At 65.4% G+C, this 24,509-nt stretch carries 9 protein-coding genes and 1 pseudogene; 4 read left to right on the top strand and 6 right to left on the bottom strand.

Annotated features, from left to right (window positions below):
* Positions 1–65 precede the first annotated feature (65 nt).
* A complete protein-coding gene (locus ACW2Q0_RS19705) occupies positions 66–1,094 on the top strand; it encodes an AraC family transcriptional regulator (RefSeq protein WP_457192198.1) in 1,029 nt (342 codons plus the stop codon).
* On the opposite strand, the gene ACW2Q0_RS19700 is transcribed toward ACW2Q0_RS19705, so the two are convergent.
* Entirely contained in the window at positions 1,091–1,774 is a 684-nt protein-coding gene (locus tag ACW2Q0_RS19700) for a DUF6875 domain-containing protein (protein WP_457192196.1), read from the bottom strand. The genes ACW2Q0_RS19705 and ACW2Q0_RS19700 overlap by 4 nt on opposite strands.
* Entirely contained in the window at positions 1,771–18,942 is a 17,172-nt protein-coding gene (locus ACW2Q0_RS19695) for an amino acid adenylation domain-containing protein (protein ID WP_457192194.1), read from the bottom strand. The genes ACW2Q0_RS19700 and ACW2Q0_RS19695 overlap by 4 nt, the downstream gene beginning before the upstream one ends.
* A 558-nt stretch (positions 18,943–19,500) precedes the next feature.
* Here ACW2Q0_RS19695 and ACW2Q0_RS19690 point away from each other — a divergent pair.
* From ACW2Q0_RS19690 to ACW2Q0_RS19680, 3 genes and pseudogenes are all read left to right on the top strand, one after another.
* Positions 19,501–19,674, top strand: a complete 174-nt coding sequence (locus ACW2Q0_RS19690) for a hypothetical protein (RefSeq protein WP_457192192.1) — start codon at positions 19,501–19,503, stop codon at positions 19,672–19,674.
* 74 nt (positions 19,675–19,748) lie between these two features.
* A complete protein-coding gene (locus ACW2Q0_RS19685; protein ID WP_457192190.1) occupies positions 19,749–20,420 on the top strand; it encodes a histone deacetylase in 672 nt (223 codons plus the stop codon).
* A 298-nt stretch (positions 20,421–20,718) separates the two neighbouring features.
* Positions 20,719–20,835, top strand: a pseudogene (locus ACW2Q0_RS19680) (arginase family protein); the annotation flags it as partial.
* 34 nt (positions 20,836–20,869) lie between these two features.
* On the opposite strand, the gene ACW2Q0_RS19675 reads toward ACW2Q0_RS19680, so the two are convergent.
* From ACW2Q0_RS19675 to ACW2Q0_RS19660, 4 genes are all read right to left on the bottom strand, one after another.
* Positions 20,870–21,739, bottom strand: a complete 870-nt coding sequence (locus ACW2Q0_RS19675) for an alpha/beta fold hydrolase (protein ID WP_457192188.1) — start codon at positions 21,737–21,739, stop codon at positions 20,870–20,872.
* 153 nt (positions 21,740–21,892) lie between these two features.
* Positions 21,893–23,038: an acyl-CoA dehydrogenase family protein gene (locus ACW2Q0_RS19670; RefSeq protein ID WP_457192187.1), complete on the bottom strand. Its 1,146-nt coding sequence runs from the start codon at positions 23,036–23,038 to the stop codon at positions 21,893–21,895.
* 106 nt (positions 23,039–23,144) lie between these two features.
* The gene (locus ACW2Q0_RS19665) at positions 23,145–23,411 is read right to left on the bottom strand and encodes a hypothetical protein (RefSeq protein ID WP_457192185.1); all 267 of its coding nucleotides are present in this window, start codon (positions 23,409–23,411) and stop codon (positions 23,145–23,147) included.
* A gap of 99 nt (positions 23,412–23,510) precedes the next feature.
* On the bottom strand, positions 23,511–24,410 hold the full coding sequence (locus ACW2Q0_RS19660) for a lysophospholipid acyltransferase family protein (protein WP_457192183.1): 900 nt from the start codon (positions 24,408–24,410) through the stop codon (positions 23,511–23,513).
* Between the last annotated feature and the right edge of the window lie 99 nt (positions 24,411–24,509).

Below are 24,509 nucleotides of genomic sequence, written 5' to 3'. Positions count from 1 at the left end.
GAGAAGAAATGATTGATACGTTCCGCCCAGCAAGGTGGAAGTGGCTTCGGCGAGGATGCAGTTCGGTGTTCGATTGGGATCTACTGCGTAATACATCCAGCGTGCATGTGCTGATGCAGATGGCACAGGAACGCGGTATGCCGCCGCAAGCCTGCTTGGCGGGCACGAAACTGATGCCCGAGACGGTCGACGATCCCGATGCCGAGGTAACGGCACGTCAAGAGGTGCGCGTCGTGCGGAATCTGCTCGCGCGATTCGGCGCCGAACCCGGATTGGGTGTCGAGGCCGGGAGCCGCTATCACCTATCGCTGTACGGGCCGTGGGGACTGGCGTTGCTCAGTAGTCGCACGGTGCGCGAGGTGATCGAGGTTTCGCTGCGCTATGTCGATTCGACCTTCGTCTTCGGCCGATTGACTCTCGAGGAGGGACCGGCCGAGTCGCGGCTCGTCTTCGACGATTCGGAGATACCCGAGGACGTGCGAGCCTTCCTGACCGAACGGGTCATGACCGGAATCCAGGCCATCGGCCGGGAGCGGTTCTCCGCTGGCGTACCCGCCACCCGGGTCAGCTTCCGCCATCCCGCTCCGGCGGATACGACGCGCTATCGCGACGTCTTCGGTATCGAGCCGGAATTCGACGCGGCGGTCAACGAATCGGCCTTCGACAGTGTGTATCTCGATGTCGCTTTGCCGCAGGTCAACGAATGGGCGCGCGGGACCTGCGAACAGCTGTGCCGCGATCTGCTCACCGCCCGCCGCGCCCGCACCGGTGTCGCCAGCGCGGTGCGTGATCTTCTGGTCCGCGATCCCGGCGAGATTCCGGACCAGATCGCCGTCGCCGCAGCGCTTTTCATGAGCCCGCGCACACTGTCGCGGCGCCTGCGCGAGGAGGGCACCTCGTTCCGCACGCTGCTCGACGAGGTTCGGGAGATGATGTCGGAGGAGCTGTTGAACCACACCGATATGACCACCGAGCAGGTGGCCGCGCGGCTCGGCTACGCGGAGGCGGCATCGTTCATCCGCGCGTTCCGGCGCTGGAAAGACTGTCCGCCGCAGCAGTTCCGGGCGCGGACCCATCTGGTCGGAGCCGGTTAGCCCTCAGTGGTTTCGTCCAGGTGTTCGGTTGGCTGTACGAGTCTGTCCGACATGGCGGTGGTGATGAACTTCGGGATCGCGGGGGCGAATATTTTGAGGTAGGAGTCCATCCATTCGTGGCGGCTGCTGAGGAATGGGAAGTCGGTGGCGGCCATATGCCGAACGGCGAGCATGGGCAGTGGCGCGTCGAGTGCGGGGAAGGCCGGATTGCGCAGCCCTGGGACGGTGCACCCCGGATAGAACTGCCCCAGCATCAGACCTTTGTCGACGAACCGAGACTTCTGTTCACGTTGAATGGCGTCGATGTCGGCGTATTCGGTGAGGTCCGGGAAGACCGCGAGGACAGCCTTGAACTTGGCCTCGGGTTCGTCCTGGGGTGGCAGGGCGGGGAACAGGTCATAGAGATCGTCGACGATCGCGGTCAGGTACTCGATATCGATGGCACGACCTTCGATGAACGCGGCCCACAAGAAGTGATTCGAGATGGCCTGGCTGGTGTAAGGACACACCGGGCCGGATCGACCGAGGTCGGGGTGCGGCCGACACAAATATTCGCGAGTCCACCTCTGCAATTCGGCGGCACTGGGATGCATGCCGTTTCGCGATGTCGCCGGATCGGCAGCGAACAGGTTGAGTGGCGCGACGCCGGAACGTGTCCCGACGATTCGGTCCGTGTTCATGATCGGCTTGTCCTTGCAGGGGTGGGGGGCTCCGGTGAGGTGGCACCGGACGTGCGGAGGTGCTCGGTGAGGACGGATCCGATCACGCGCAGCGACTCGGGTTCGATCATCCGTTCGTGCCGGATCGGAATGCGATGGTCGGTGATCCGGCCGGTGATGAGGTCGTTCCAGGCGAGGACCGGGGCGGGGACGTCCTCCGGGGGAGCGGCGGCGCTGAAATAGATCAGATCACCGGCGAAGGGGGTCGGCCGGTGGTTCCAGGTCAGGTCGACGAGCCGGGTGTAGTCGTCGTGCAGGGTCACCAGATGTTCGGCGGTCACCGCGGTGAACAGTCCGCCTTGCTGTCGCAGCAGCTCAGCCGCGGCCGCGGCGGTGAGATCGGTCGGCCCAGGTGGCAGCTCGAGGCCGGCGAACTCGGTGAGCAGCTCGGTGATGGTGGGAGCGGGCACGCGGACGGAACTCGCGGTGACGACACGGGTGTCCATCATGGCAAGGGTCGCGATGGACTCGCCGAGGTCGCGGAGTTGGATGGCGATCGAATGTGCGATGGTGCCGCCGAGCGAGTAGCCGAGCAGATGGTACGGGCCGTGCGGTTGGACGGCCCGGATCTCTCGGACGTAGCGCGCGGCCAGCTGGTCGAGCGTGTCGAACTTCGCGGTGGCATCGCTGAATACCGGGGATTGCAGACCGTATACCGGGCGGTCGGGATCGAGGTGCTGCACGAGTCCGCTGAAACCCCAAGCTAATCCGATGGCAGGGTGGACGCAGAACAGCGGCGGCTCGCTTCCGGCGGCGCGCAAGGGCAGCAGAACAGACAGCGCCTCGCCGGGATCCTGCGCGTCGAACCCCTCGGCCCCGCTGTCGATGTGGTGAGCCAGCGACTCGGGTGTCGGATCGGTGAAGATCCACTGAACCGGCACATCGACACCGGTGGATTCCGTCAGTCGCGCCACCAGTTGGGTGGCTGCCAGCGAGTTGCCGCCGAGGGTGAAGAATCCGTCGTCGAGGCCGACTCGCTCGATACCGAGTGTCCGGGCGAAGGCGTCACAGACAGTGGCCTCGAGTGCCGTGGACGGCGGCCGGAACCGGGCGGGTTGCCAGCTCGGTGCGGGTAGCGCTTTGTAATCGACTTTGCCGGTTGAGGTGAGGGGTATCCGCTCGACGGTGAGGATGGCGGTGGGGATCATGTGCGTGGATAGTCGCGTTGCCAGGTGGGCGGTCAGTGCGGCGGTGCCGGTTGTGGTGCCAGGAGTGGGCACGACATAGCCGACGAGTTGGTTACTGCCGTCGGGTCGGGCACGGACAGTGACGGCGGCCTGGTCGATATCGGGGTGGCCGCGGAGTGCGGCTTCGATATCGCCGGGTTCGATGCGGTGGCCGTTGATCTTGAGCTGCAGGTCACTGCGACCGGCGAATCGCAGTGTTCGATCGGTGGTCCAGCTGACCAGGTCGCCGGTCCGATACATGCGTGAGCCGGCCGGTCCGTAGGGATCGGGGATGAATCGGGCCGCGGTGGTCGCGGACTGCCGGTGGTAGCCGCGAGCCAAGCCCGGTCCGGACACGTACAACTCGCCGACCACTCCGGCCGGGACGGGGCGCAACCTGCGGTCGAGCACGACGGCGGTGAATCCGAGCGTCGGCCCGCCGATTGTCATCGGGCCACCCGTGGTCGTGATCAAGGGAGCATGGCCGCAGCTGACGACAGTGGTTTCGGTAGCCCCGTAGCTGTTGAGCACGGTGCGGCCCGGTGTCCACTGCGCTGCCAGATCGGGTGGGCAGGTCTCGCCGCCGAGGATCAGGGTGTCGAGGGTGTCGATATCGTCCAGGTGCAGTGATGCGAGCACCGTGGGAGTGATGGCGGCATGGGTCACGTGTTCGGCATTGATCAACTCGGCCAGTTCGGTGCCGGCCGCCACCGATGCGGGGGCGAGGACCAGGGTGGCGCCGACGGCGGTCGCGCTGAGCAATTCGAGGATCGAGGCGTCGAAGGTCGGCGAGGAAGCGGCCAGCATCCGAGAAGCCCGGGTGAGGCCGTACCGCTCCCGGGTTTCGGCGGCGAGGTTCGCAATTCCGGTATGGGTGACCACGACGCCCTTGGGTGTCCCGGTGGAGCCCGAGGTGTAGATCAGGTAGGCCGCGTGCGCCGGCCGCAGCGGGGCTACGCGCTCAGCGTCATCGATCGCCGCAGGGTCCGCCGCCGCCGCTGTCGTGGCGAAGGCAGGATCGTCGAGGACGAGCCATTCGAGCGCATCCGATAACTGATCTCGGTGGGTATCGCGGGTCAGCCCGATGGCCGCACCGGAATCGGTGAGAATGCGCGTCACCCGGTCGCGCGGATGGGCGGGGTCGATCTGAACGAACGCACCGCCGGTCTTGGCGACCGCCCACAAGGCGATGATGGCCTCGACGGAGCGCGGGAGCGCCACAGCGACTATCGCTTCCGGCCCTATCCCCCTGTCGATCAACACCCGCGCCCACCGGTTGGAGGTTTCCTCGAGTTCGCGGTACGACAGCCTTACGCCGTCGCAGGCCAGCGCTTCCGTGTCGGCGGAGGTCGCGACCGCGTCCGACAACACCTGAGGTAACACCGAAGCCACCGTGCCGGGCCGACCGCGGACGGGAACCAAGGTGGCCTGCTCGACCGGCGACAGCAACCGCAGTTCGGTGAGCGGGAGGTCGATATGCGCGGCGACGGTGCCGAGCACCCGCAGCATTCGGTCGGCGAGGGCGTCGATCTGCTGTCGAGTGAACAGTTCAGGCAGGTATTCGAAGCTCAGGTGCAGCTGGGTGTCCTGGTGCACGACCAGGCCGAGCGGATAGTGCGCGGCGTCTCGTCCCACGACGTCGAGGACGTGCATGCCGGCGATGTCGGTGTCTTCGGAGAGCCCGGCCCGATCGACCGGGTAGGACTCGAAGACGGTGACGGTGTCGAACATCGCGCCGGGACCGGCCACCTGCTGGATCCGGGCGAGTCCGAGGTGGTGATGGTCGAGCAGTGTGGTTTGTTCGGCTTGGATGCGCCGCAGTAGGCCGGCGAGGCTTTCGCGGTAGTCGAGCCGGACCCGTACGGGCACGGTGTTGACGAACAGTCCGATCATCGACTCGATGCCGGAAAGCTGCGGCGGACGCCCGGAAACGGTGGCACCGAAGACGACATCTTCGCGCGCGGTCGCGTTGGCGAGGACGAGCGCCCAGGCGACTTGAACGACGGTGTTGAGGGTGGTTTCGTGTTGTTGGGCCGCGGCGATCAGCGCCGCGGTGCGGTGCTGATCGAGCCGCACCTGCACTTCACGGGCGGCGGCGATGGAGCGGCGTCCGCGATCCGGGGGGGCCAGCAGCGTCGGCTCGGTGCTTCCCGCGAGGGCCTGTGCCCACGCGGCTTCCGCACCGGCCCGGTCCTGACTGTCGAGCCACATCAGGTAGTCGCGGTAGGGACGCACCGAGGGCAATACCGCGGCGTCGCTGTCACTGGCATAGAGAATCAGCAGTTCCCGGAGCAGCAGTGGTGTGGACCAGCCGTCTATCAGGATGTGGTGCATGCTCAACACCAGCCGGTACCGCTGGGGCGCGATGCTGATCAGTGTCAGCCGCAGCAGTGGCGCCGCGGTCACGTCGAAATGGCGGTCGCTTGCCATGACCTGATCGAGTGCGGACGCGGCGTCGGCGCACTCGGTCAGGTCGATCTCGGCGAACGGGACGTCGACATATCGGTACACCACCTGGACCGGCTCATGCGCGCCGTTGCGCACGAACGCGGTCCGTAGGTTCGGGTGGCGTCCGAGGAGAGTCTGCGCGGCGCTGCGCAGCCGGTCCGCGTCGACGTGGCCACCGAGTTCCACACAGAGTTGCACGATGTAGGCGTCGGATGCGCCCTCGGCGAGCTGGGTGTGGAAGAGCAATCCGGCCTGCAGCGGTGTGAGCGGCCAGATGTCGTCCAATGCGTGGTGTCGCCTCTCCAGCCGGTCGATCGCGGCCTGGTCGAGATCGACGAGGCCGATATCGGAGGGCGTCAGCCCGCCGGCGCCGGGCCGGGACGCGTGGTCGGCGAGTGCCGTCACGGCGTCGCACCACAGTTCGGCGAGGTCGGTGACTTCGGCGCAGGTGAGCACGCCGGTCAGGTAGTCCCACGCCGCAGTCAGGGCGGGGCCGTCCGAGGTATCGGTGATGACCGCGTTGATGCCGAGCACAGCTGCCGCGGACGCGTCGGGATTCTGGCTGCCGCCGCCGGAATCGTCACCGGCGGGCAGCCATCCGCTGTCGCGCAACTGCGTGGGAATGGTGTCGAAACGACCGAGATAGTTGAAGCTCACCTGCGGGGACGGCAGTGCCCGCAGGATGGGGGCGGTATCGGCGTTGAGGTAACGGGCCAGGCCGTAGCCGATGCCGTGGTCGGGGACTGCGCGGAGCTGTTCCTTGACCGATTTGATGACCGCCGCCGCGGCAGTGCCCGCGGCGAACGCTTCGTCGATGTCGATACCGGACAGGTCGAGCCGCACCGGGTAGGTGGTAGTGAACCAACCGACCGTCCGAGTGAGGTCGGCGCCGGGGAGCGCCGTGTCGTGGCGGCCATGGCTTTCGAGGGTGAGCAGCGTCTCGGTCACGTTGTCGCCGTGCCGGTGTCGCCATCGTGTCAGCGCCAATGCGAGCCCGGCGATCAGGGCCTCGTCCACGTTGCCGCGGAATGCCTGGGGCACGGTGGTGAGCACGGCGCGGGTCACCGCGGTCGGCAGTGTGACCTCGACGGTGGCGACGGTCGCCTGCACATCCACATCCGGGTCGAGCGCGCGGGCACCGATCGTCGGATCAGCGGTATCGAGGGTGGATCGCCACCAGTCGAGTTCATCGAGGCGCTCGGCGGCGGTACTCAGGCCGTACGCCCAACGCCGCATCGAGGTGCCGACAGGCGCGAGCTGCGGCTGCTGCCCGGCACCGATCTGGGCCCATGCGGTGGCGAGGTCGGGAATCAGGATCCGCCACGACACCCCATCGACCACCAGGTGGTGGGCGACGACGAGCAGGCGTCCTGGCCGGTCGGCCCAGTCGAACCAGACCAGCTGCAGCATGATTCCTGCGCCGGGGTCGAGGCGTTCGGCAGCCGCGTTCGCCTCGGCGTCGGCGATCGCGGCGAAGGAGGCGCTGTCCGGCGGTGATGCCACCGGCACGCGCCGGATCAGCCCGGCGGTGGTCATCGCTGCCGGTGGGACCTGCAATACCCACCCGGACGAATGCGTGGGTTCGGGATGCACCCGGGCCCGCAGCATGTCGTGGTGATCGAGCACCGCTTGCACGGTGGCCTCGATTCCGGTCATGTCGATGCCGCTCGGCAGCGTGAGCGTCACCCATTGGCAGAAGCGGTCGTACCCGCCGCGCTCGAACATCCAGCACATGATCGGCGTCAGCGGTACCGGTCCCACGCCTGCGCCTGGGAGCTCCGCCGGAAGGGGGACGGCCGCGCCGTCGCGGACCGCGACCTGAGCCAGTCCGGCGACCGTCTTGCGCTCGAACACCTCCCGCGTGGAGAACACCACATCGGCTGCCCGGGCTCGGGTGACCAACTGGATCGACATGATGCTGTCGCCGCCCAGGGCGAAGAACGAATCATCGAGACCGACGCGGTCGATGCCCAATAACTCGGCGAACAGTCCGGCCAGCGTCTTCTCCACGTCGGTGACCGGCGCCCGGAATTCGGCTCGCCCTGCGGTGAAGTCCGGCTCGGGCAATGCGGCCCGGTCGAGCTTGCCGGTCGCTGTCACCGGCACGGTGTCGAGCACCATCACCGTCGCGGGCACCATATGCGCGGCCAGCCGCTGTCCGGCGAATGCGAGGACCGCCGCCGGGTCGAGGTCGACGCCGGGCTCGGGCACCACGTACCCGATCAACCGGTCGCCGGTGGCTTCGCCCCGATGAATGGATGCGACTGCGCGTGCCACCCCGGCGTAGGCCGATAAGGCCGATTCGACCTCACCGAGTTCGATGCGGAAGCCGCGGAGCTTGACCTGGAAGTCGGCCCGGCCCACATAGTCGAGCGCCAGATTCCCGTCCGGTAGCCGCAGCCACCGCACCAGGTCACCGGTGCGATACATGCGCTGTCCCGGCTCCGCGAACGGATCGGCGACGAACCGTGCCGCGGTCAGCGCCATGCGGTTGCGGTAGCCGCGAGCCAGCGCAGGACCCGTGAGATACAGCTCGCCGACGACTCCGACGGGCACCGGCCGCAGCCAGGCGTCGAGCACGACCTGCCCGACCCCGCGGATCGGTTCACCGACCGTCACCGGCTCACCTGCCACCAGCGGCGCACTGGCGTCGGTCTGAATCGTGGCCTCTGCCGGACCGTAGGTATTGAACAATCTCCGGCCGGGCGCCCACCGCGACACCAGTTCGGGTGAGGGCGCTTCGCCACCGACCACCACGGTCTCGAGGTATTCCAGCCCGGCCGGGTCGACCGTCGCCAAGGCCGTCGGTGTCATCGCGGCATGGGTTACCTGCTCGATCGACAGGATCCGCGCCAGCTCGTTTCCGCCATAGACGGTCGGCGGCGCGATAATCAGCCGCCCACCCGAGGTGAACGCCCAGAGCAGTTCCAGAACCGACGCGTCGAAACTCGGCGATGCGACATGCAGCACCCGCGCACCGGGCTCGATATCGAACCGCGAACATTGGTCGGCCACCAGATCCGCCAGCCCGCGGTGCGACACCACCACGCCTTTGGGCACGCCGGTCGAACCAGAGGTGTAGATCATGTATGCCGCATCATCGAGCCGGATCGGACCGGTTCGCTCCGCATCGGTCACCGCCGCCGCCGATGCCGCCGACGCCTCGGCTTCGACCGCCGCTTCGTCGAGGGCCAACCAAGGCACCGAACCGGGCAGTCCATATCGCCACTGTGACGAGGTGATTCCCACCACAACGCCTGAATCGGTGAGCATGTGCTCGATCCGGCTGGTCGGATACTGCGGGTCTACGGGCACGAATGCCGCCCCGGACTTCGCCACCGCCCACACCGCGAGCACCGACTCGACCGATCGCGCAAGTCCCACCGCGACCGTGGTCTCCGGCCCGGCACCCCGATCGATCAACAACCGTGCCAACCGATTCGATTGCCTATCGAGCTCGCGGTAGGTCCACTGCCGATCCTCGTACACCACCGCGACCGCCCCCGGATCCCGCCGCACGGTTTCCGCCAACAGCTCTGGTAGCACTCGCCCCAGCACCGCCGGGGAGCCTGAAACCGGTGTCAACTCACGGTATTCCGCGGCGGAGAGCAGGTTCAGCTGGGCCAGCGGCAGCTCCGGGTCGGTCGCCACGATGCCGAGCACGCGCGCGACCCGCTGCACAGTCGCGTTCATCGTGTCGTGGTCGAACAGTTCGGGCAGGAACTTGATCTTCAGGTGCAGTCGGGTGTCGATCCGCGCGACCAGTCCCAGCGGATAGTGCGCACCGTCCATGCCCGAGACGTCGACTACCCGCATGCCCGCGATATCGGTGTCGGCCGTCAGCCCGAAACGGTCGATCGGGAACGACTCGAACACCGTCATCGTGTCGAATATCGCCCCCGGCCCGGCCACCCGCTCGATTTCGGTGAGGCCGACGAACTGGTGGTCGAGCAGGGCGGTCTGTTCGGTCTGGATTCGGTCGAGCAACTGTCCCACGGTCTCGTGGGGGTCGAGCCGGACGTGTACCGGCACAGTGTTGATGAACAGTCCGACCATCGATTCGATGCCCGTGATCCGCGGGGACCGTCCGGAGACCACGGCACCGAAGGTGACATTGTCCCGAGAAGTCAACGTGCCCAAAACAATTGCCCAGGTCAGCTGGATCACGGTGTTGAGGGTGACGCCACGGGCTCTGGCGAGGTTCGTCAGCGCTGTGGTCTGCTCCTCGGTCAGCTCGCCGAGCACATCGCGGGATTCGGTGTAGCGGCGGCTGGGATCGGCCTGCGCCACCAGGGTCGGCTCGTCGGCGCCTTCGAACGCGCGGGCCCAGGCGTCGAGCCCCGCGGCCGGGTCCTGCGCGGCGATCCAGGCCAGGAAGTCCCGGTAGGGACGGACTTCGGGCAGCATTGTGGCATCGCCGTCGGTGGCGTAGAGCACCAGCAACTCCTTGAGGAGCAGCGGCGTCGACCAGCCGTCGAGCAGCAGGTGATGATTGGTCAGCACCAATCGGTAGTGCTGCGGCCGGGTGGTGACCAGCATCCAGCGCAGCAGCGGGGCACGAGCCGGATCGAACCTGGTTTCGCGGTCCGCCGCCAGCAGCAGCTCCCACTCGCGTTCGAGGGCACTGTCGTCGAGTTCGGACAGGTCCAGTTCCGACCAGACGGTTTCGACATGTTGCAGGACCACCTGCACCGGCCCGACCTCGGCGTCGAAGGCGGTGCGCAGATTCGGATGTCGGTCCAGCAGCAGTTGTGCGGCTCGGCGCAACCGCTCCGGATCGACTTGTCCGCGTAGCTCGAGGACCAGCTGGGTCAGGTAGGCGTCGACCGACTCCACCGACACCAACGCGTGGAACAGCAATCCCTCCTGCAACGGCGTCAGCGGCCAGATGTCGCTCAGCGTCGGGTACCGGTGTTCGAGTCGCTCGATTTCGCCCTGCCTGAGCCGGACCAGATCCAGGTCCGATGGCGTCCGTCCCCCACTTCCGGTATGGCGGGCATGGGTCGCCAACGCGGTCAACACCTGGCACCACGAGTCCGCCACCGCGGACACTTCGTCGGCGGTGAGTACCTCGGCCGGATACGACCAGACGGCTCGCAACCGCGGCCCGTCCCCGTCGTCGCGGGTGCAGGCTTCGATGTCGAGCACCGCCGATACTGGTATATCCGGAGTCTGCGCAGCGGCGAACTCGCCGCCGTCCACCGGCAGCCATCCGACCGCCGATGCCCCTTCGGAAAGCTTCGTGGAGACATGGCCGACATAGTCGAATGCGATCTGCGGTGTCGGCAGCGCGCCGAGTGTGGGGGCGGTGTCCTCGTTGAGGAATCGCAGCAAGCCGTAGCCGATCCCATGGTCCGGGATGGCGAGAAGCTGTTCCTTGACGGACTTGACCGCGGCGCCCATGGCCGGCCCGCCCGCGCACGCAGTGTCGATATCGATGTCCGACAGATCCAAACGGACGGGATAACTCGTGGCGAACCTGCCGAGCGTGCGGGTCAGGTCCGCGCCCGGGACGACGCCTTCCTCCCGGCCGTGTCCCTCGAGGCCGATCACCATATCTGTCAGCCCATCGGCTTGCGGCTTCCGTGCGCGCCGCCACTTCGTCACGGCCAGCGCCAGCGCGGTCAGCAGCCCGTCGCCCACCTCGCCGTGGAATGTCGCGGGCACCTCGGTCACCAGCGCCGCGGTCACCTCCGGGGACAGCTCGATCTCGACCGTCCGCACGGTGGCAGCTACGTCGATGGCCGGGTCGAGGGGCCGTGACCCGAGCATCGGATCGGGCCCGTCGGCCGTGGCTCGCCACAGTTCGAGTTCAGCTGCCCGCTCCGGGCGCTGGGCCGCCTCGACCAGTCCATGGGCCCACCTGCGCATCGATGTCCCGATCGGGGCCAGATCGGGTGGCTCGCCGGATTCGATCCGCGCCCACGCCACCGCGAGGTCGGCCACCAGCACTCGCCAGGAAGCCGCATCGATCACCGAATGATGCACCACAATCAGGATCCGGCCCGGTTCCGCGGTGTTCTGCGGATCGAACCACACCACCTGCAGCACGATCCCGGCGTCGGGATCGAGCCGGTCCGCGGCGGACGTCGACTCCGCCGCCGCCACAGTCCGGAACTCGGTGCTCGGTGTCATTGCTCGCATCGGTACCCGGTGGATGACGTCATCGGCGCGAATCGCGCCGACCGGCAGCACATTCCACGCCCGGCGCCCATCATCGTCGCAGAGCTGTGCGCGCAGCATGTCGTGCCGATCGAGGACCGCCTGCACGGTGTCTACCAGCCGCTGCCGGTCGATTTCCATCGGCAGATTCAGCATCATGGCCTGCCGGAGGCGGCCGAACCGCGGCCCGGACCGTTCGAGCAGCCGTCGCACGATCGGCGTCAGCGGTACCGGTCCCACACCTGCGCCGGGCAGTTCCGTCGCGCGGGTCGTGGCGCCGTCGCGGTCCGCGACCTGGGCCAGTCCGGCGACCGTCTTCTGCTCGAACACATCGCGTGCGGAGAACTCCACGCCGGCTGCCCTGGCTCGGGTAACCAACTGGATCGACATGATGCTGTCGCCGCCGAGTGCGAAGAACGAATCATCGAGACCGATAGTGTCCAGACCCAATACGTCGATGAATGCCTCGGCGATCGCACGTTCGATTGGTGTCCGCGGCGCCCGGAAAGGCTTGTGGTCGGTGAAAACCGGCCTAGGCAACGCCTTTCGGTCCAACTTCCCCACCGGCGTCAGCGGCACACGGTCCAAGACCATGATCGACGACGGCACCATATACGACGGCAACCGATCAGTCAGATACTCGACCAACGCCACCGTATCCACAGTGCACCCCGACGCACCAACCACATACGAAACCAGCATCTGCGCCCCAGCGTCATTACGGTGACCCACCGTCACCGCATAAGCCACCGACGCATGAGCCACCAACGCGGCATCGACCTCACCCAGCTCGATACGCAGACCACGAATCTTCACCTGGAAATCGGACCGACCCAAATGCTGAATCGTCCCCTCACCCGTCCAACGGACCACATCACCAGTGCGATACATCCGCCGACCAGACATCCACGGACAAGCCACAAACCGCTCAGCCGTCACACCCACCCGCCCGTGATACCCACGCGCCAGCAGATCACCCGCAACATACAACTCACCAGCCACACCAACCGGAACCGGCTGCAACCGATCATCCAACACCCACACCGAAACCCCCCGAATCGGACGACCGATCGTCACCCGCTCACCCACCACCAACGGGGTCCGCGTCGCGGTGATGGTGGTTTCGGTTGGACCGTAATCGTTGAACAGCTTCCGGTCGCCGCCCCAGCGTTCGACCAACTCAGTGCCGTAGTTCTCGCCGCCGACGATCAGATGTTCCAAATCCGGTAGCGGCCAGCGGGTGCGGTCGATGCTGGACAATGCCGACGGTGAGATGAGGAGATGGCTGACGCGCTCGCGGTCCAGCAATCCGGCGAGTTCGTCACCGCCGTAGGCGTCGACCGGTGCGATGACCATGGTCGCACCAGCGGGCAGCGGTAGCAGCATCTCCAGCACTGATACATCGAAGCTGGGTGAAGCCAGATGCAATGTGCGGGAATCGCGTTCGATACCGATGACCTCCTGGTTCGCGGTGGCACAGTTGCCGAGTCCGCGGTGGGTGACCGCGACACCCTTGGGTAGCCCGGTCGAGCCCGAGGTGTAGATGACGTAGGCGATATCGTCGACCCGCAACGGACGAACCCGGTCGCTGTCGGTGATCGGACTGGTGTCGGTCTCATCGAGGTTGTCGAGTATCAACCACTCGGTGTCGTCGGGTAATCGCACGGGTACAGGCGCCGTTGTAATGCCGAGGGTCGCATTCGAATCGGTCACCATATGGGTGATCCGCTCACCCGGATACGTCGGGTCGACCGGCAGGAAAGCCGCCCCCGATTTCGCCACCGCCCACACCGCGACCACCGAATCCACCGAACGCGGAATACCGATCGCGACAACATCCTCCGGCCCGACACCACGCCGGATCAACCGCCACGCCAACCGATTCGACCACTCATCCAACACCCGATAACTCAACCGGCGCCCACCACACACCACCGCGACAGCATCGGCATCCACCGCCACCGCCGAAGTCAGCAAATCCGGCAACGTGATCGGCGGCACCGCAGGCGCACCGCACCGAGTCAGCAGATCAGCCCGCTCAGCGCGGTCGAGCACATCGATCACCCCGACAGGAACCGTCGCATCCGCGGTAACCGACTCCATCACCCGAATCCACCGACACACAACAGCATCGATCGTCACCGCATCGAACAAATCCGTGGCATAAGTAACCGCAACCCTCACAGCGCCACTGTCACGATCGGCCGACAAAATAAACTGCAGGTCGAAGCGAGAAACCTCAATAGGCAAATCAACCACAGACAACTCGAGATCAGGCAGTTGCAGCGTCACCGGCGCCAGGTTCTGGAATGCCAACATCACCTGAAACAGCGGATGCCGTGCTTGGGACCGCTGTACGACGAGTTTGTCCACCACCTGCTCGAACGGAATTTCGGCGTGTTCGAAGGCGTCCAGGTCGGCTTGTTTGATCCGGCCGAGCAGGTCGGTGAAGCATTCATCGAGATCGATCTCGGTCCGCAGCACCAAGGTGTTGACGAACATACCGATCATGTCATCGAGTGCGGCCATGCCGCGCCCGGCGACCGGTGTGCCGATCGGGATGTCGGTGGTACCGCTCAACCGGGCGAGCAGGACCGCCAAGGTGGCGTGGATCACCATGAAAAGTGACGAATTATGTTGCCGCGCAAACTGTTCCATTGCCCGTACCTGAGCGGCGGACACCGAGTAATCGACCGTGGCCCCTCGGTTCGACATCACCGCCGGCCGCGGCCGGTCGAACGGCAGCGGGAGTTCCTCGGTAATACCGCCCAGAGCCTCGGTCCAGTATCGGATCTGTTCGGCACTCAGCGATTTCGGATCGTCGGGCGCGCCGAGGGTAGCTCGTTGCCACAGTGCGTAGTCGGCGTACTGGACCGGTAGCGGTGTCCACGCCGGGGCCGTCCCGCGGATGCGGGCGGCATAAGCGGTGGTCAGGTCGCGGGCCAGCGGCGTCATGGAGAAACCGTCCGCCGCGATGTGGTGCACCACGACGGCCAAGATGTATTCCGGTTGCTCGCTGCCGACAATGCGGAACAACCGGGCACGCGCGGGCGGCTGGACGGTCACATCGAAGCCTTCGGCGACGAATTCGGTTACCGTCTCGACCAACTGGCTCGACGCGACCGGCGCCACGCTCAGCTCGCGGTCCATGTTCTCGACGGGCTCGATCAGCTGGACCAGCGTTCCGTCGTGCTCCGGGTACCGCGTTCGCAACGACTCGTGCCGACCCAGCACGTCGATGACCGCCGAGTGCAGGGCCTCGATGTTCAACTGACCACGCAACCGAATGGCGATCGGCATGTTGTAGGCACCCGATGCGGTGTCGTACTGGTTGAAGAACCACATCCGTTGTTGGGCCGGCGCCAACGGCACGAGATCGGGGCGCGGACCGGCGACCAGTGGTGGGCGTCTGCGCCCCGTACCGGCATCCTGCTCTATGCGATTGGCGAGCTCGGCGACCGTGGAGGCCTCGAATAACAGTCGCACCGGAATCTCGGCGTCCAACGCGGCCCCGAGACGCGCCGCGACGCGGGTCGCGACCAAGCTGTCGCCGCCGAGTGCGAAGAACGAATCATCGAGACCGATAGTGTCCAGACCCAATACGTCGATGAATGCCTCGGCGATCGCACGTTCGATTGGTGTCCGCGGCGCCCGGAAAGGCTTGTGGTCGGTGAAAACCGGCCTAGGCAACGCCTTTCGGTCCAACTTCCCCACCGGCGTCAGCGGCACACGGTCCAAGACCATGATCGACGACGGCACCATATACGACGGCAACCGATCAGTCAGATACTCGACCAACGCCACCGTATCCACAGTGCACCCCGACGCACCAACCACATACGAAACCAGCATCTGCGCCCCAGCGTCATTACGGTGACCCACCGTCACCGCATAAGCCACCGACGCATGAGCCACCAACGCGGCATCGACCTCACCCAGCTCGATACGCAGACCACGAATCTTCACCTGGAAATCGGACCGACCCAAATGCTGAATCGTCCCCTCACCCGTCCAACGGACCACATCACCAGTGCGATACATCCGCCGACCAGACATCCACGGACAAGCCACAAACCGCTCAGCCGTCACACCCACCCGCCCGTGATACCCACGCGCCAGCAGATCACCCGCAACATACAACTCACCAGCCACACCAACCGGAACCGGCTGCAACCGATCATCCAACACCCACACCGAAACCCCCCGAATCGGACGACCGATCGTCACCCGCTCACCCACCACCAACGGGGCGCTCAGGGTCGTCGAAATGGTGGTTTCGGTTGGACCGTATTCATTGAGCACGACGCGGTCGCCGCCCCAGCGTTCGACCAGTTCGCTGCCATAGTCCTCGCCGCCGACCATCAGATACTTCAGGTCCGGTAGCGGCCAGCGGGTGTCATCGATCGTGGACAGCACCGACGGTGTGATGAGGACGTGACTGACGCGCTCGCGGTCCAGCAATCCGGCGAGTTCGTCACCGCCGTAGACATCATCGGGTGCGATGACCATAGCCGCACCCGCCGCCAGCGGAACCAGCAATTCGAGTACTGATACATCGAAACTGGGTGAAGCCAGATGTAGCGTGCGGGAGCTGGGTTCGACGCCCATGGCGTCTCGGTGTTCGACCGCGCAGTTGCCGAGTCCACGGTGGGTGACCTCGACACCCTTGGGTAGCCCGGTCGAGCCCGAGGTGTAGATGACGTAGGCGATATCGTCGACCCGCAACGGACGAACCCGGTCGCTGTCGGAGACAGGCCGACCATCGTCGGTGTCGGACTGGTCGCCGAAGAGGTCGAAATCGTCCGAAATCAGCCAGTCCATATCGTCGGGTAATTGTGTCCGTACCGCTGTCACGGTCAGACCGAGGGTCGCATTCGAATCGGTCACCATATGGGTGATCCGCTCACCCGGATACGTCGGGTCGACCGGCAGGAAAGCCGCCCCCGATTTCGCCACCGCCCACACCGCAACCACCGAATCCACCGAACGCGGAATACCGATCGCGACAACATCCTCCGGCCCGACACCACGCCGGATCAACCGCCACGCCAACCGATTCGACCACTCATCCAACACCCGATAACTCAACCGCCGCCCACCACACACAACCGCGACAGCATCGGCATCCACCGCCACCGCCGAAGTCAACAAATCAGGCAGCGTGACCGGCGCCACCGCAGGCCCACCACAACGAGCCAACAAATCGCCCCGCTCACCCGGATCGAGCACATCAATCACACCGACAGCAACCGACGCATCAGCGGTAACCGACTCCATAACCCGAATCCACCGACGCACAACAGCATCAACCGTCACAGCATCGAACAGATCCGTCGCATACGTCACCCCAACAGTCACACCACCGCTGCCATGATCAGCCGACAAAATAAACTGCAGATCGAAGCGAGAAACCTCACCCGGCACATCGACCACAGACAACTCGAGATCGGATTCCGGATTCCGGATTGCCAGCATCACCTGAAACAGCGGATGCCGGGATCGCGGCCGCTGCGGAACGAGTTCGTCCACCACCTGCTCGAACGGAATTTCGGCATGTTGGAAGGCATCCAGATCGGCTTGTTCGACGCGAGCGATCAGGTCGGTGAAGCATTCATCGCGATCGATCTCGATGCGCAGTACCAGCGTATTGACGAATTCTTCGGCCGCATCGTCGAGCGCGGCCGCATCGCGCGCGGTGACCGGTGTGCCGATCGGGATGTCGGTGGTACCGCTCAACCGGGCGAGCAGGACCGCCAACGTGCCATGGATAGTCGTGAACAGTGACGAATTATGCTGCCTCGCACACCGTTCCAATGCCGGAACCAGATCGGCCGGCAACGGATAACTCGCGGTGCCGCCTCGATTCGACGGCTCAACCGGCCGCGGCCGGTCGAATGGTAGACGAAGCTCCTCGGGCTCGTCCGCGAGCGTAGCCCGCCAGAACTCCAGGTTCTCCCGGCGACGCTTGATCCGGGCGCCGGCGCGGACGCTATCGGGGTGAACCTGCTCGAGGGCAGCGTCCGGTGCGGCCGCGAACGCGTCGAGAAACTCCTCGAATCTGGTGCAGTGTGCCGACAGTTCGGCTTCGGTATACAGGTCGGGATTGGCCAGGAAGTGCAGGATCGTCCGCGGCGGGTCCCCGGTTTGATACAGATCGATCAGCACATCGTCGACCGGCCCCGAGCTGAGGATATGGACTTCCCCGGTCGTCGCCCCGAACCGGATCTCTTGGTGGAAGAACATGACGTTCACCACCGGGCCCGCGAAACGCCGCTGTCCGCCATGGTATCCGGCGGCAGCACGGATGTCGGTGAGGCCGCACCGCTGGTGCCGCAACGCTCCCACCAGATCGGACTGCACCCGCCGCGTCAGTGTCGCCACCGTATCGCCTGGCTCCAGCGCGAGCGGAAGGGGCGCGACATTGACGAACATCCCGCCGGAGCGCCGCAGCACGGCATTGGTGCGCCCCGAAACGGGAATGTTGACCATAACCTCGTCGCGGCCGGTCAGCCGGGCCAGATAGCAGCCGAATGCGGCGATCACCACTGCGGCTGGGCTCGCGTTCAACGCTTTCGCGGAATGATCGATCCGTGCCACCGTCTGCGGCGAAAGTTCAGCGATTGCCACCGTACTGTCCGCGCGGACAGGTGCGTGCCGGGCGACCAGACTTGACTCGTCCCCGGTATCGGCGAGTCTGTTCAGCCAGTATTCCTTATCGTCGGCGAACCGCTTCGACTCCCGATAGTCGCGGTCGGCCTCGTAGAGGGTGCGTATGTCCGCCGCCCGATTCGGCTCAGCCGTCCGTCCCTGCACCGCCGCCGTATACAGCGCCGCGATGCGGTTCACGATCAGCATTCCGGCGTAGCCATCCAACGCGACATGGTGGATTCTGGTGTACAGCAGGTAGTGCCGATCCCCGACCTGGACGAGCGCTGTTCCCACCAACCGGTCCCTGGCCATATCGAGCGGCCTGGTGTACTCCCGGTGCATCCACTCCAAGCCCGCGGCAACGGGATCTGGTGCATCGCGCACATCGACCACCGTCTCCGCGTTCTCCAGCGACGGGTCGAACACCTGATACGGCTCACCGTCGACCTCTAGCAGCCGCAGGTATCCGGACTGGAACTCGTGGCCGGCTCGAATCGTCGCCGCGCGCAGGAGACCGACATCGAGTTCGCCACGCAACTCGATGTACTGTGCCTCCGATATCGGCACATCCGGACTCAACTGCTGCGCCAACCACAACCCCCGCTGCCCGGCGGACAGCGGCATCGGTTCCATCGCTGACGCGTCCGGCTCGGTAACTTCGCTCAACCCCTCGTCGGGATAAAGCTGCGGTCGCAGAACGGTCATTGAACTTTCCTCTATCCCCGACCACGGCCAGTCTAAGCTGAATGGTTCGCCATGCATACCCGGATTTCGAAATTCGCGCCGCGTAGTTCTCGCCATAATTCATAATGGTTGCAAACGGCGATCTTGTTTACCACCGGGAGCATTTTCGCTGCCCGATCGGCCGAACGTAACGCGGTGTGACGCAGGGACCTTCGACCCCCGATCCGATGACCGAATGCCCTGGCCCGTGCTGCGATATGTCTTATATACAAATGGCCGAAACGTGATGTCCAGATGCACAAAACGGTATAAATTCCGCAATGTTGTTAACATGCGACGGCGTTTTTACGATTGACATTCTCGCCTGAATTCGCCCGAATTACCGGGCTACGCATGCCGGACAAGATCATCGATTGTCGACCCGACCCGGCGTTGGCGTGGATGATGGCCGATAGCCAGGTGGTGAGGCCGGGGCGAGGATGGCGCAGCAGGTGGCGACGTACGGGTCGGTGCGGAATTCCATCGGGTACTCGTGCCCGCCGGGTTACTCGCGATCGTGATCAATAATCCGCGCGGCCGGTGGGCACTGCCCTACAGCCGCCCGGTGTGCGGGGGCACGGCTACTTTCCGCCGCCGGAGCAGATGCGGTCGCTGGTCGAGGCCGCCGGATTCACCGTCATCCAACGGCGGCCGGTGCATCGGCCACTGCCGAACTCGCTGGTGCCGGCCATGCTCACGGTCGCACGGCGCTGATACCGCCGCCCGTGGCATCCTCGTCTTATAGGCGATTCCGACCGGAAGGCGGGTGCGATGCCCGGACCAGCGCCATGACCGAGACCGTGTGGTACGCGTCGTACGGCTCGAATATGCACTCGAGCCGTCTGCGCTGCTACCTGACCGGCGGCACACCCGACGGCGGCGCGGTGGCACTCCCCGGCTGCCGCCACCGGGCCGAACCGCTGCGTTCCGTACCGCTCAGGCTCCCCGGCCTGCAATACTTCGCCACCGAATCCCTGACTTGGACCGGTGGGCGAGCCTTCTACGATCCCGACGCACTGGGCGAAACCGCTGCCCGCGCCCATCTGGTCACCACCGACCAGTTCTGCGATATCGCCGCCCAGGAGATGTACCGAACCCCCGGTACCGACCTCGACCTTGGCGAAGCGATCACCCACGGCCGCTTGACGCTCGGTCCCGGTCGCTACGAAACCGTTGTCTGTACCGGTACTTTCGAAGAACATCCGGTCCTCACCATTACCGCACCTTGGCGCTACACCGATCTCCCAGGCAACCCGCCGTCGGCCTTCTACATCCGCCACCTCGCCGCGGGGCTGACCGAATCCCACGCCTGGACAGGCGAACAGATCGCCTCCTATCTCGCCACCCGTCCGGGCGCGGGCCTCGGCTGGACCGCCGCGACCATCACCACCGTCCTACTGGAATCTCAGGCCACACGAACGGATGCGGAGACAATCGCGCCGTCTCGAACGACGTCTTAGCCCACGAATGGCGTATGACCTGGGCTGGGCGGCGCTGGTTGCGCCCACTCGACCGCATCGACCGACCGCAGCAAGAACGTCCGGTCTAGGGCACGTTCGGGCCTTGGCGGCCCTCCCGCGTCCGCCTTCACCACCGCCCTGAAGGGCGGCGCACTGGCGGACACTCGATAGCACCCCAGAAAGGAGCATTCGACCATGAACACTGTCGGACCGGTCGATGCCACCGCCATTCCCCGCTACGGCGGCCCCGCGACCTTCGCCCGGCTGCCGCGCATCGATGAGGTCGCCGCGACCGATAGCGGATATCGTCGAGGTATCGCCCGCCTACGACCACGCGGAAATCACCGGTATCGCCGCCGCGCATGTCGGATATGAATTGCTGTCCGCGATGACGATGGACCGCGCAAGGCCGTAAACCATTGACGGTCAAGGAGATCCGTATATCGGAGTTACGCGTCCGCGGCCATGCGGCGAATCTCCTCGACGATCACCTCGGGCTCGCTGAACATCACCAGATGCCCCGAGCACCTCGCCTCGACCAACCGTCCATTGGGCAATGCGCTCGCAGTGCGGCAATGGGCTGCGGTCAACGCATTTCGGGTGTTCTTATCGATGCGTGGCTGTTTCGTGCCGGAGATAACGCTGATGTCCAGCGCGCCGAGTTCGGGTGGACGTTCGCGTAGGCGCCGCAGCTCGCCGCCGAACTGATCCTGTTCGGCGACCAGGGTCCGCGCGGCTCGCACGGTGAAGTCCTCGGCACGGTGGTCCGCGGCGATATCGGCCGGCTGCGCACCACCCACCTTGCCGCCGAGCATTCGGTACAGACCCGAACGGGCGAGTGCGGGCATAAGCACTCGAGTTATCGCGTATCGTTTATCCGCTGACGGCGCGAAGTACAGTTCGCAATTCTCATCGCTCTGATCCACCAACACAATTCCCCGAATGCGTTGGAGATCGGCCGCCGCGGCGACCCGGACGATGGGACCGCCCCAACTGTGTCCGACCAGGATGAAGGGCCCCGCACCCAGGGCACACAGCAGAGTATCGAGATCCCCGGCCATCCGTTCCAGCGTCCGCGGTCGCGCATCGTCGTCACTGTGCCCGGTACCGGCTCGATCGTAGACAACAGCGCGCATCCGATCGGCGATCACCGGTTGCACAAGCCCCCAGATCGACCGCGAAAAACCCATCCCCGACTCGAACACAACCGTCGGCTCGCCTGTTCCGCGCACCATATAGTGCAGCCGACGCCCATCTCTCGTGGTCGCGAATGCGCTCGCACCGAAGGTGTGCTGCTGTCCGAGGGCCTGCTCCGTCACTGTGCCCGACCTACCCTTTCCTCGCCCTTCGAACCGCGGTGGCCCGATTACAGGACTAGACAACTTCGGCCGGTGGCGCAACAGGCTCGATTTCGACGAAAGCGCCCGAGCCGTGGATCAGATCCTGCGGCTGGGGCGCGAAACCGGTTGGTATCAGCTCAGTTTCAGCGAACGGCCGATGATTTCCTTCATGATTTCGGTGGTGCCGCCGTAGATGGTCTGGACGCGGGCGTCCAGGTAGGCCTTGGCGATCGGATATTCCTTCATGTAGCCGTAGCCACCGTGCAGTTGCAGGCAGCGGTCGATGAGATCGAGCTGCTCCTCGGTGCTCCACCACTTGGCCATGGCGGCGTCCTCGACGGACAGCTTGCCCGCATTCAGGTCCTCGATGAAGCGGTCGACCAGCACGCGCACGGCGGTGGTCTTGGTGGCCAGTTCGGCCAGCACGAAGCGGGTGTTCTGCAGGGCGCCGATCGGCTTGCCGAAGGCCTTGCGGTCGCGCACGTACTGGATGGTCATCGCCAGGCAGGCTTCCATGGCCGCGGCCGCCATGACGGCGATCGACAGGCGTTCCTGCGGGAGGTTGTTCATCAGATGGATGAAGCCCATACCTTCGGTGCCGAGCAGGTTCTTACCCGGGACGCGTACATCGGTGAACCTCAACTCGGCGGTGTCCTGGGCCTTCAAGCCGAGCTTGTCGAGGTTGCGGCCGCGTTCGAAGCCGGGCATACCGCGTTCCACGACGAGCAGGCTGAAGCCCATCGCGCCCTTGTCCGGATCGGTCTGGGCGACCACGATGACGATATCGGAGTTGATGCCGTTGGTGATAAAGGTCTTGGCGCCGTTGAGGATCCAGTCGTCGCCGTCGCGGACCGCGCGGGTCTTGATGCCCTGGAGGTCGGAGCCGGTGCCCGGTTCGGTCATCGCGATGGCGGTGATGATCTCGCCGGAACAGAAGCCGGGCAGCCAGCGCTGCTTCTGCTCATCGTTGGCGAGTTCGAGCAGATAAGGTGCGATCACATCGTTGTGCAGGGCGAAGCCGAGGCCGGAGTATTGGCCGCGCACCGACTCCTCGGCGACGATCGCGTTGTAGCGGAAGTCCTTCACCCCGCCGCCGCCGTACTCCTCCGGTATGGCCATACCCAGGAATCCCTGTTTACCGGCCTCGAGCCAGACCTCGCGGTCGACAATGCCCTGCTCTTCCCACTTCGCGTGATTCGGCGCGACGTGCTGATCGAGGAACTTGCCGAACGACTCCCGGAACAGGTCGTGTTCGGGTTCGAACAGTGTGCGCTCCACGCCGACCTCCTAGTGACCACACGGCCGGCCCACACCGACCCGTCGTTGCTACCCACAGTACTCGAAATGAGAACCGTCGTTTACTTCTGGGCCAGAAACCGTAGTCTCACCTGGCGCGTCGGAGGTGGTTCAGCAAGTCGATCGGCAAACCCTGAGATGCTGGGCAGGCAGCCCGAAGACCCTGCGTGAGCACGGGCCACAAGAACTGCGCGGCATCGGTCCGCGCCTGCCAGGTCGCCGAATCCGCGACCTCGGCGACATCCGAGCCATCGGTCGAGCACGACGAGGCGAGCAGTTTGCCGGACGCCACGACCGGATCGGCGACGGTGGCCGCGGACGCGAGAAAGCCACCCGATGCGGCTGGAAATTCCACCGGAGCTGCTGCTACACCCGCTACCGCCGCCGTACGCACGCTCGTTGCAGCCATTCGGCCAAGGTCTGGAGAGTTACCGACAAATAACTGATACCAGACTCAGAACAGACTGCGCAGTCGACCGAAAAGGGTGCGACCTGGATCACGATCGCGCTCGCTGAACAGGAACTTCAGCTCCTCCTCCAACTCCTTGCGCACCACATCACGCAATTCCATCGCGGCGGCATGCTTATCCGTCGCATCCCGCCACGGCGTCGGGTCGATCGGCGCACCGGCGGAGAAGTAGAAGCGCTCGGGGCGCGGGATACCGGTCGGGCCGACGCCACGGATCAGCGGCGGGGTCAGGTCGCGGCTGAGGCCGAGTGCCTCGACGGCCCAGCGCAGCGGTCGCATGACCGGGTGGTCGCCGTCGAAGACGATGTCGTAGGCGTCCTCGACGCCGATCATCGCCACCGGCACGATCGGCGCGCCCGCCTCGATCGCCATATGCGCGAAGCCGGAGCGGCCCTCCCATTTGAGGACGTACTTTTCGTTCTTGCGGCGCACCGCTTCGCGACCGCCACCTGGAAATACGAGGACGGCCTCGCCGCGGGCCAGCAGCGCCAGGCAGTTGCTGCGGTTGCCACGCACCGTACCGAAGTGGTGCAGCAGCTGACGGATACCGGGCACATTGATGAGCACATTCTCGGCCAACCCACGAATCAGTCGACCGCGCCTGCGCAGCACCTCGGGCAGCAATAGCGGTGCATCGATAGCGCCCATCAGATTATGGTTGCCGACCAGCAGTACCGGCCCTTCGGCCGGAATGTTCTCCAGGCCGTAGAACCGCGGACTCGTCCACGCGCGCAGCGGTGCGAACACCGTATCGAGTAGCCGAATATCGGTTTCGGTGAGCGAAACCGATAGTGGCGCACCGTCGCTCAGCACCGGGGCGCCGGGCGAGGAAGTACCGGAAAGCCGATCACCCGAATCGGCCGGACCGGAGTGGTCATGCGACATTTACCCTCCTGATGTCGATTCGATGACGATAGCGCAGCGAATTCGCTTGTGCTCCTCCGCCTCTGGCGGAACTTCTGCCGACCGTAGGTGTGGGGCCGG

This window comes from Nocardia citri (assembly GCF_054065835.1).
The sequence above is the reverse complement of the archived record's forward strand: the minus strand, read 5'-3'. Positions and strand labels throughout refer to the sequence as shown.

Coding starts and splice junctions, on each gene's coding strand:
- ACW2Q0_RS19695 (WP_457192194.1), bottom strand. CDS start 18,942: ATGACCGTTCTGCGACCGCAGCTTTATCCCGACGAGGGGTTGAGCGAA.
- ACW2Q0_RS19660 (WP_457192183.1), bottom strand. CDS start 24,410: ATGTCGCATGACCACTCCGGTCCGGCCGATTCGGGTGATCGGCTTTCC.
- ACW2Q0_RS19700 (WP_457192196.1), bottom strand. CDS start 1,774: ATGAACACGGACCGAATCGTCGGGACACGTTCCGGCGTCGCGCCACTC.
- ACW2Q0_RS19685 (WP_457192190.1), top strand. CDS start 19,749: ATGACCGAGACCGTGTGGTACGCGTCGTACGGCTCGAATATGCACTCG.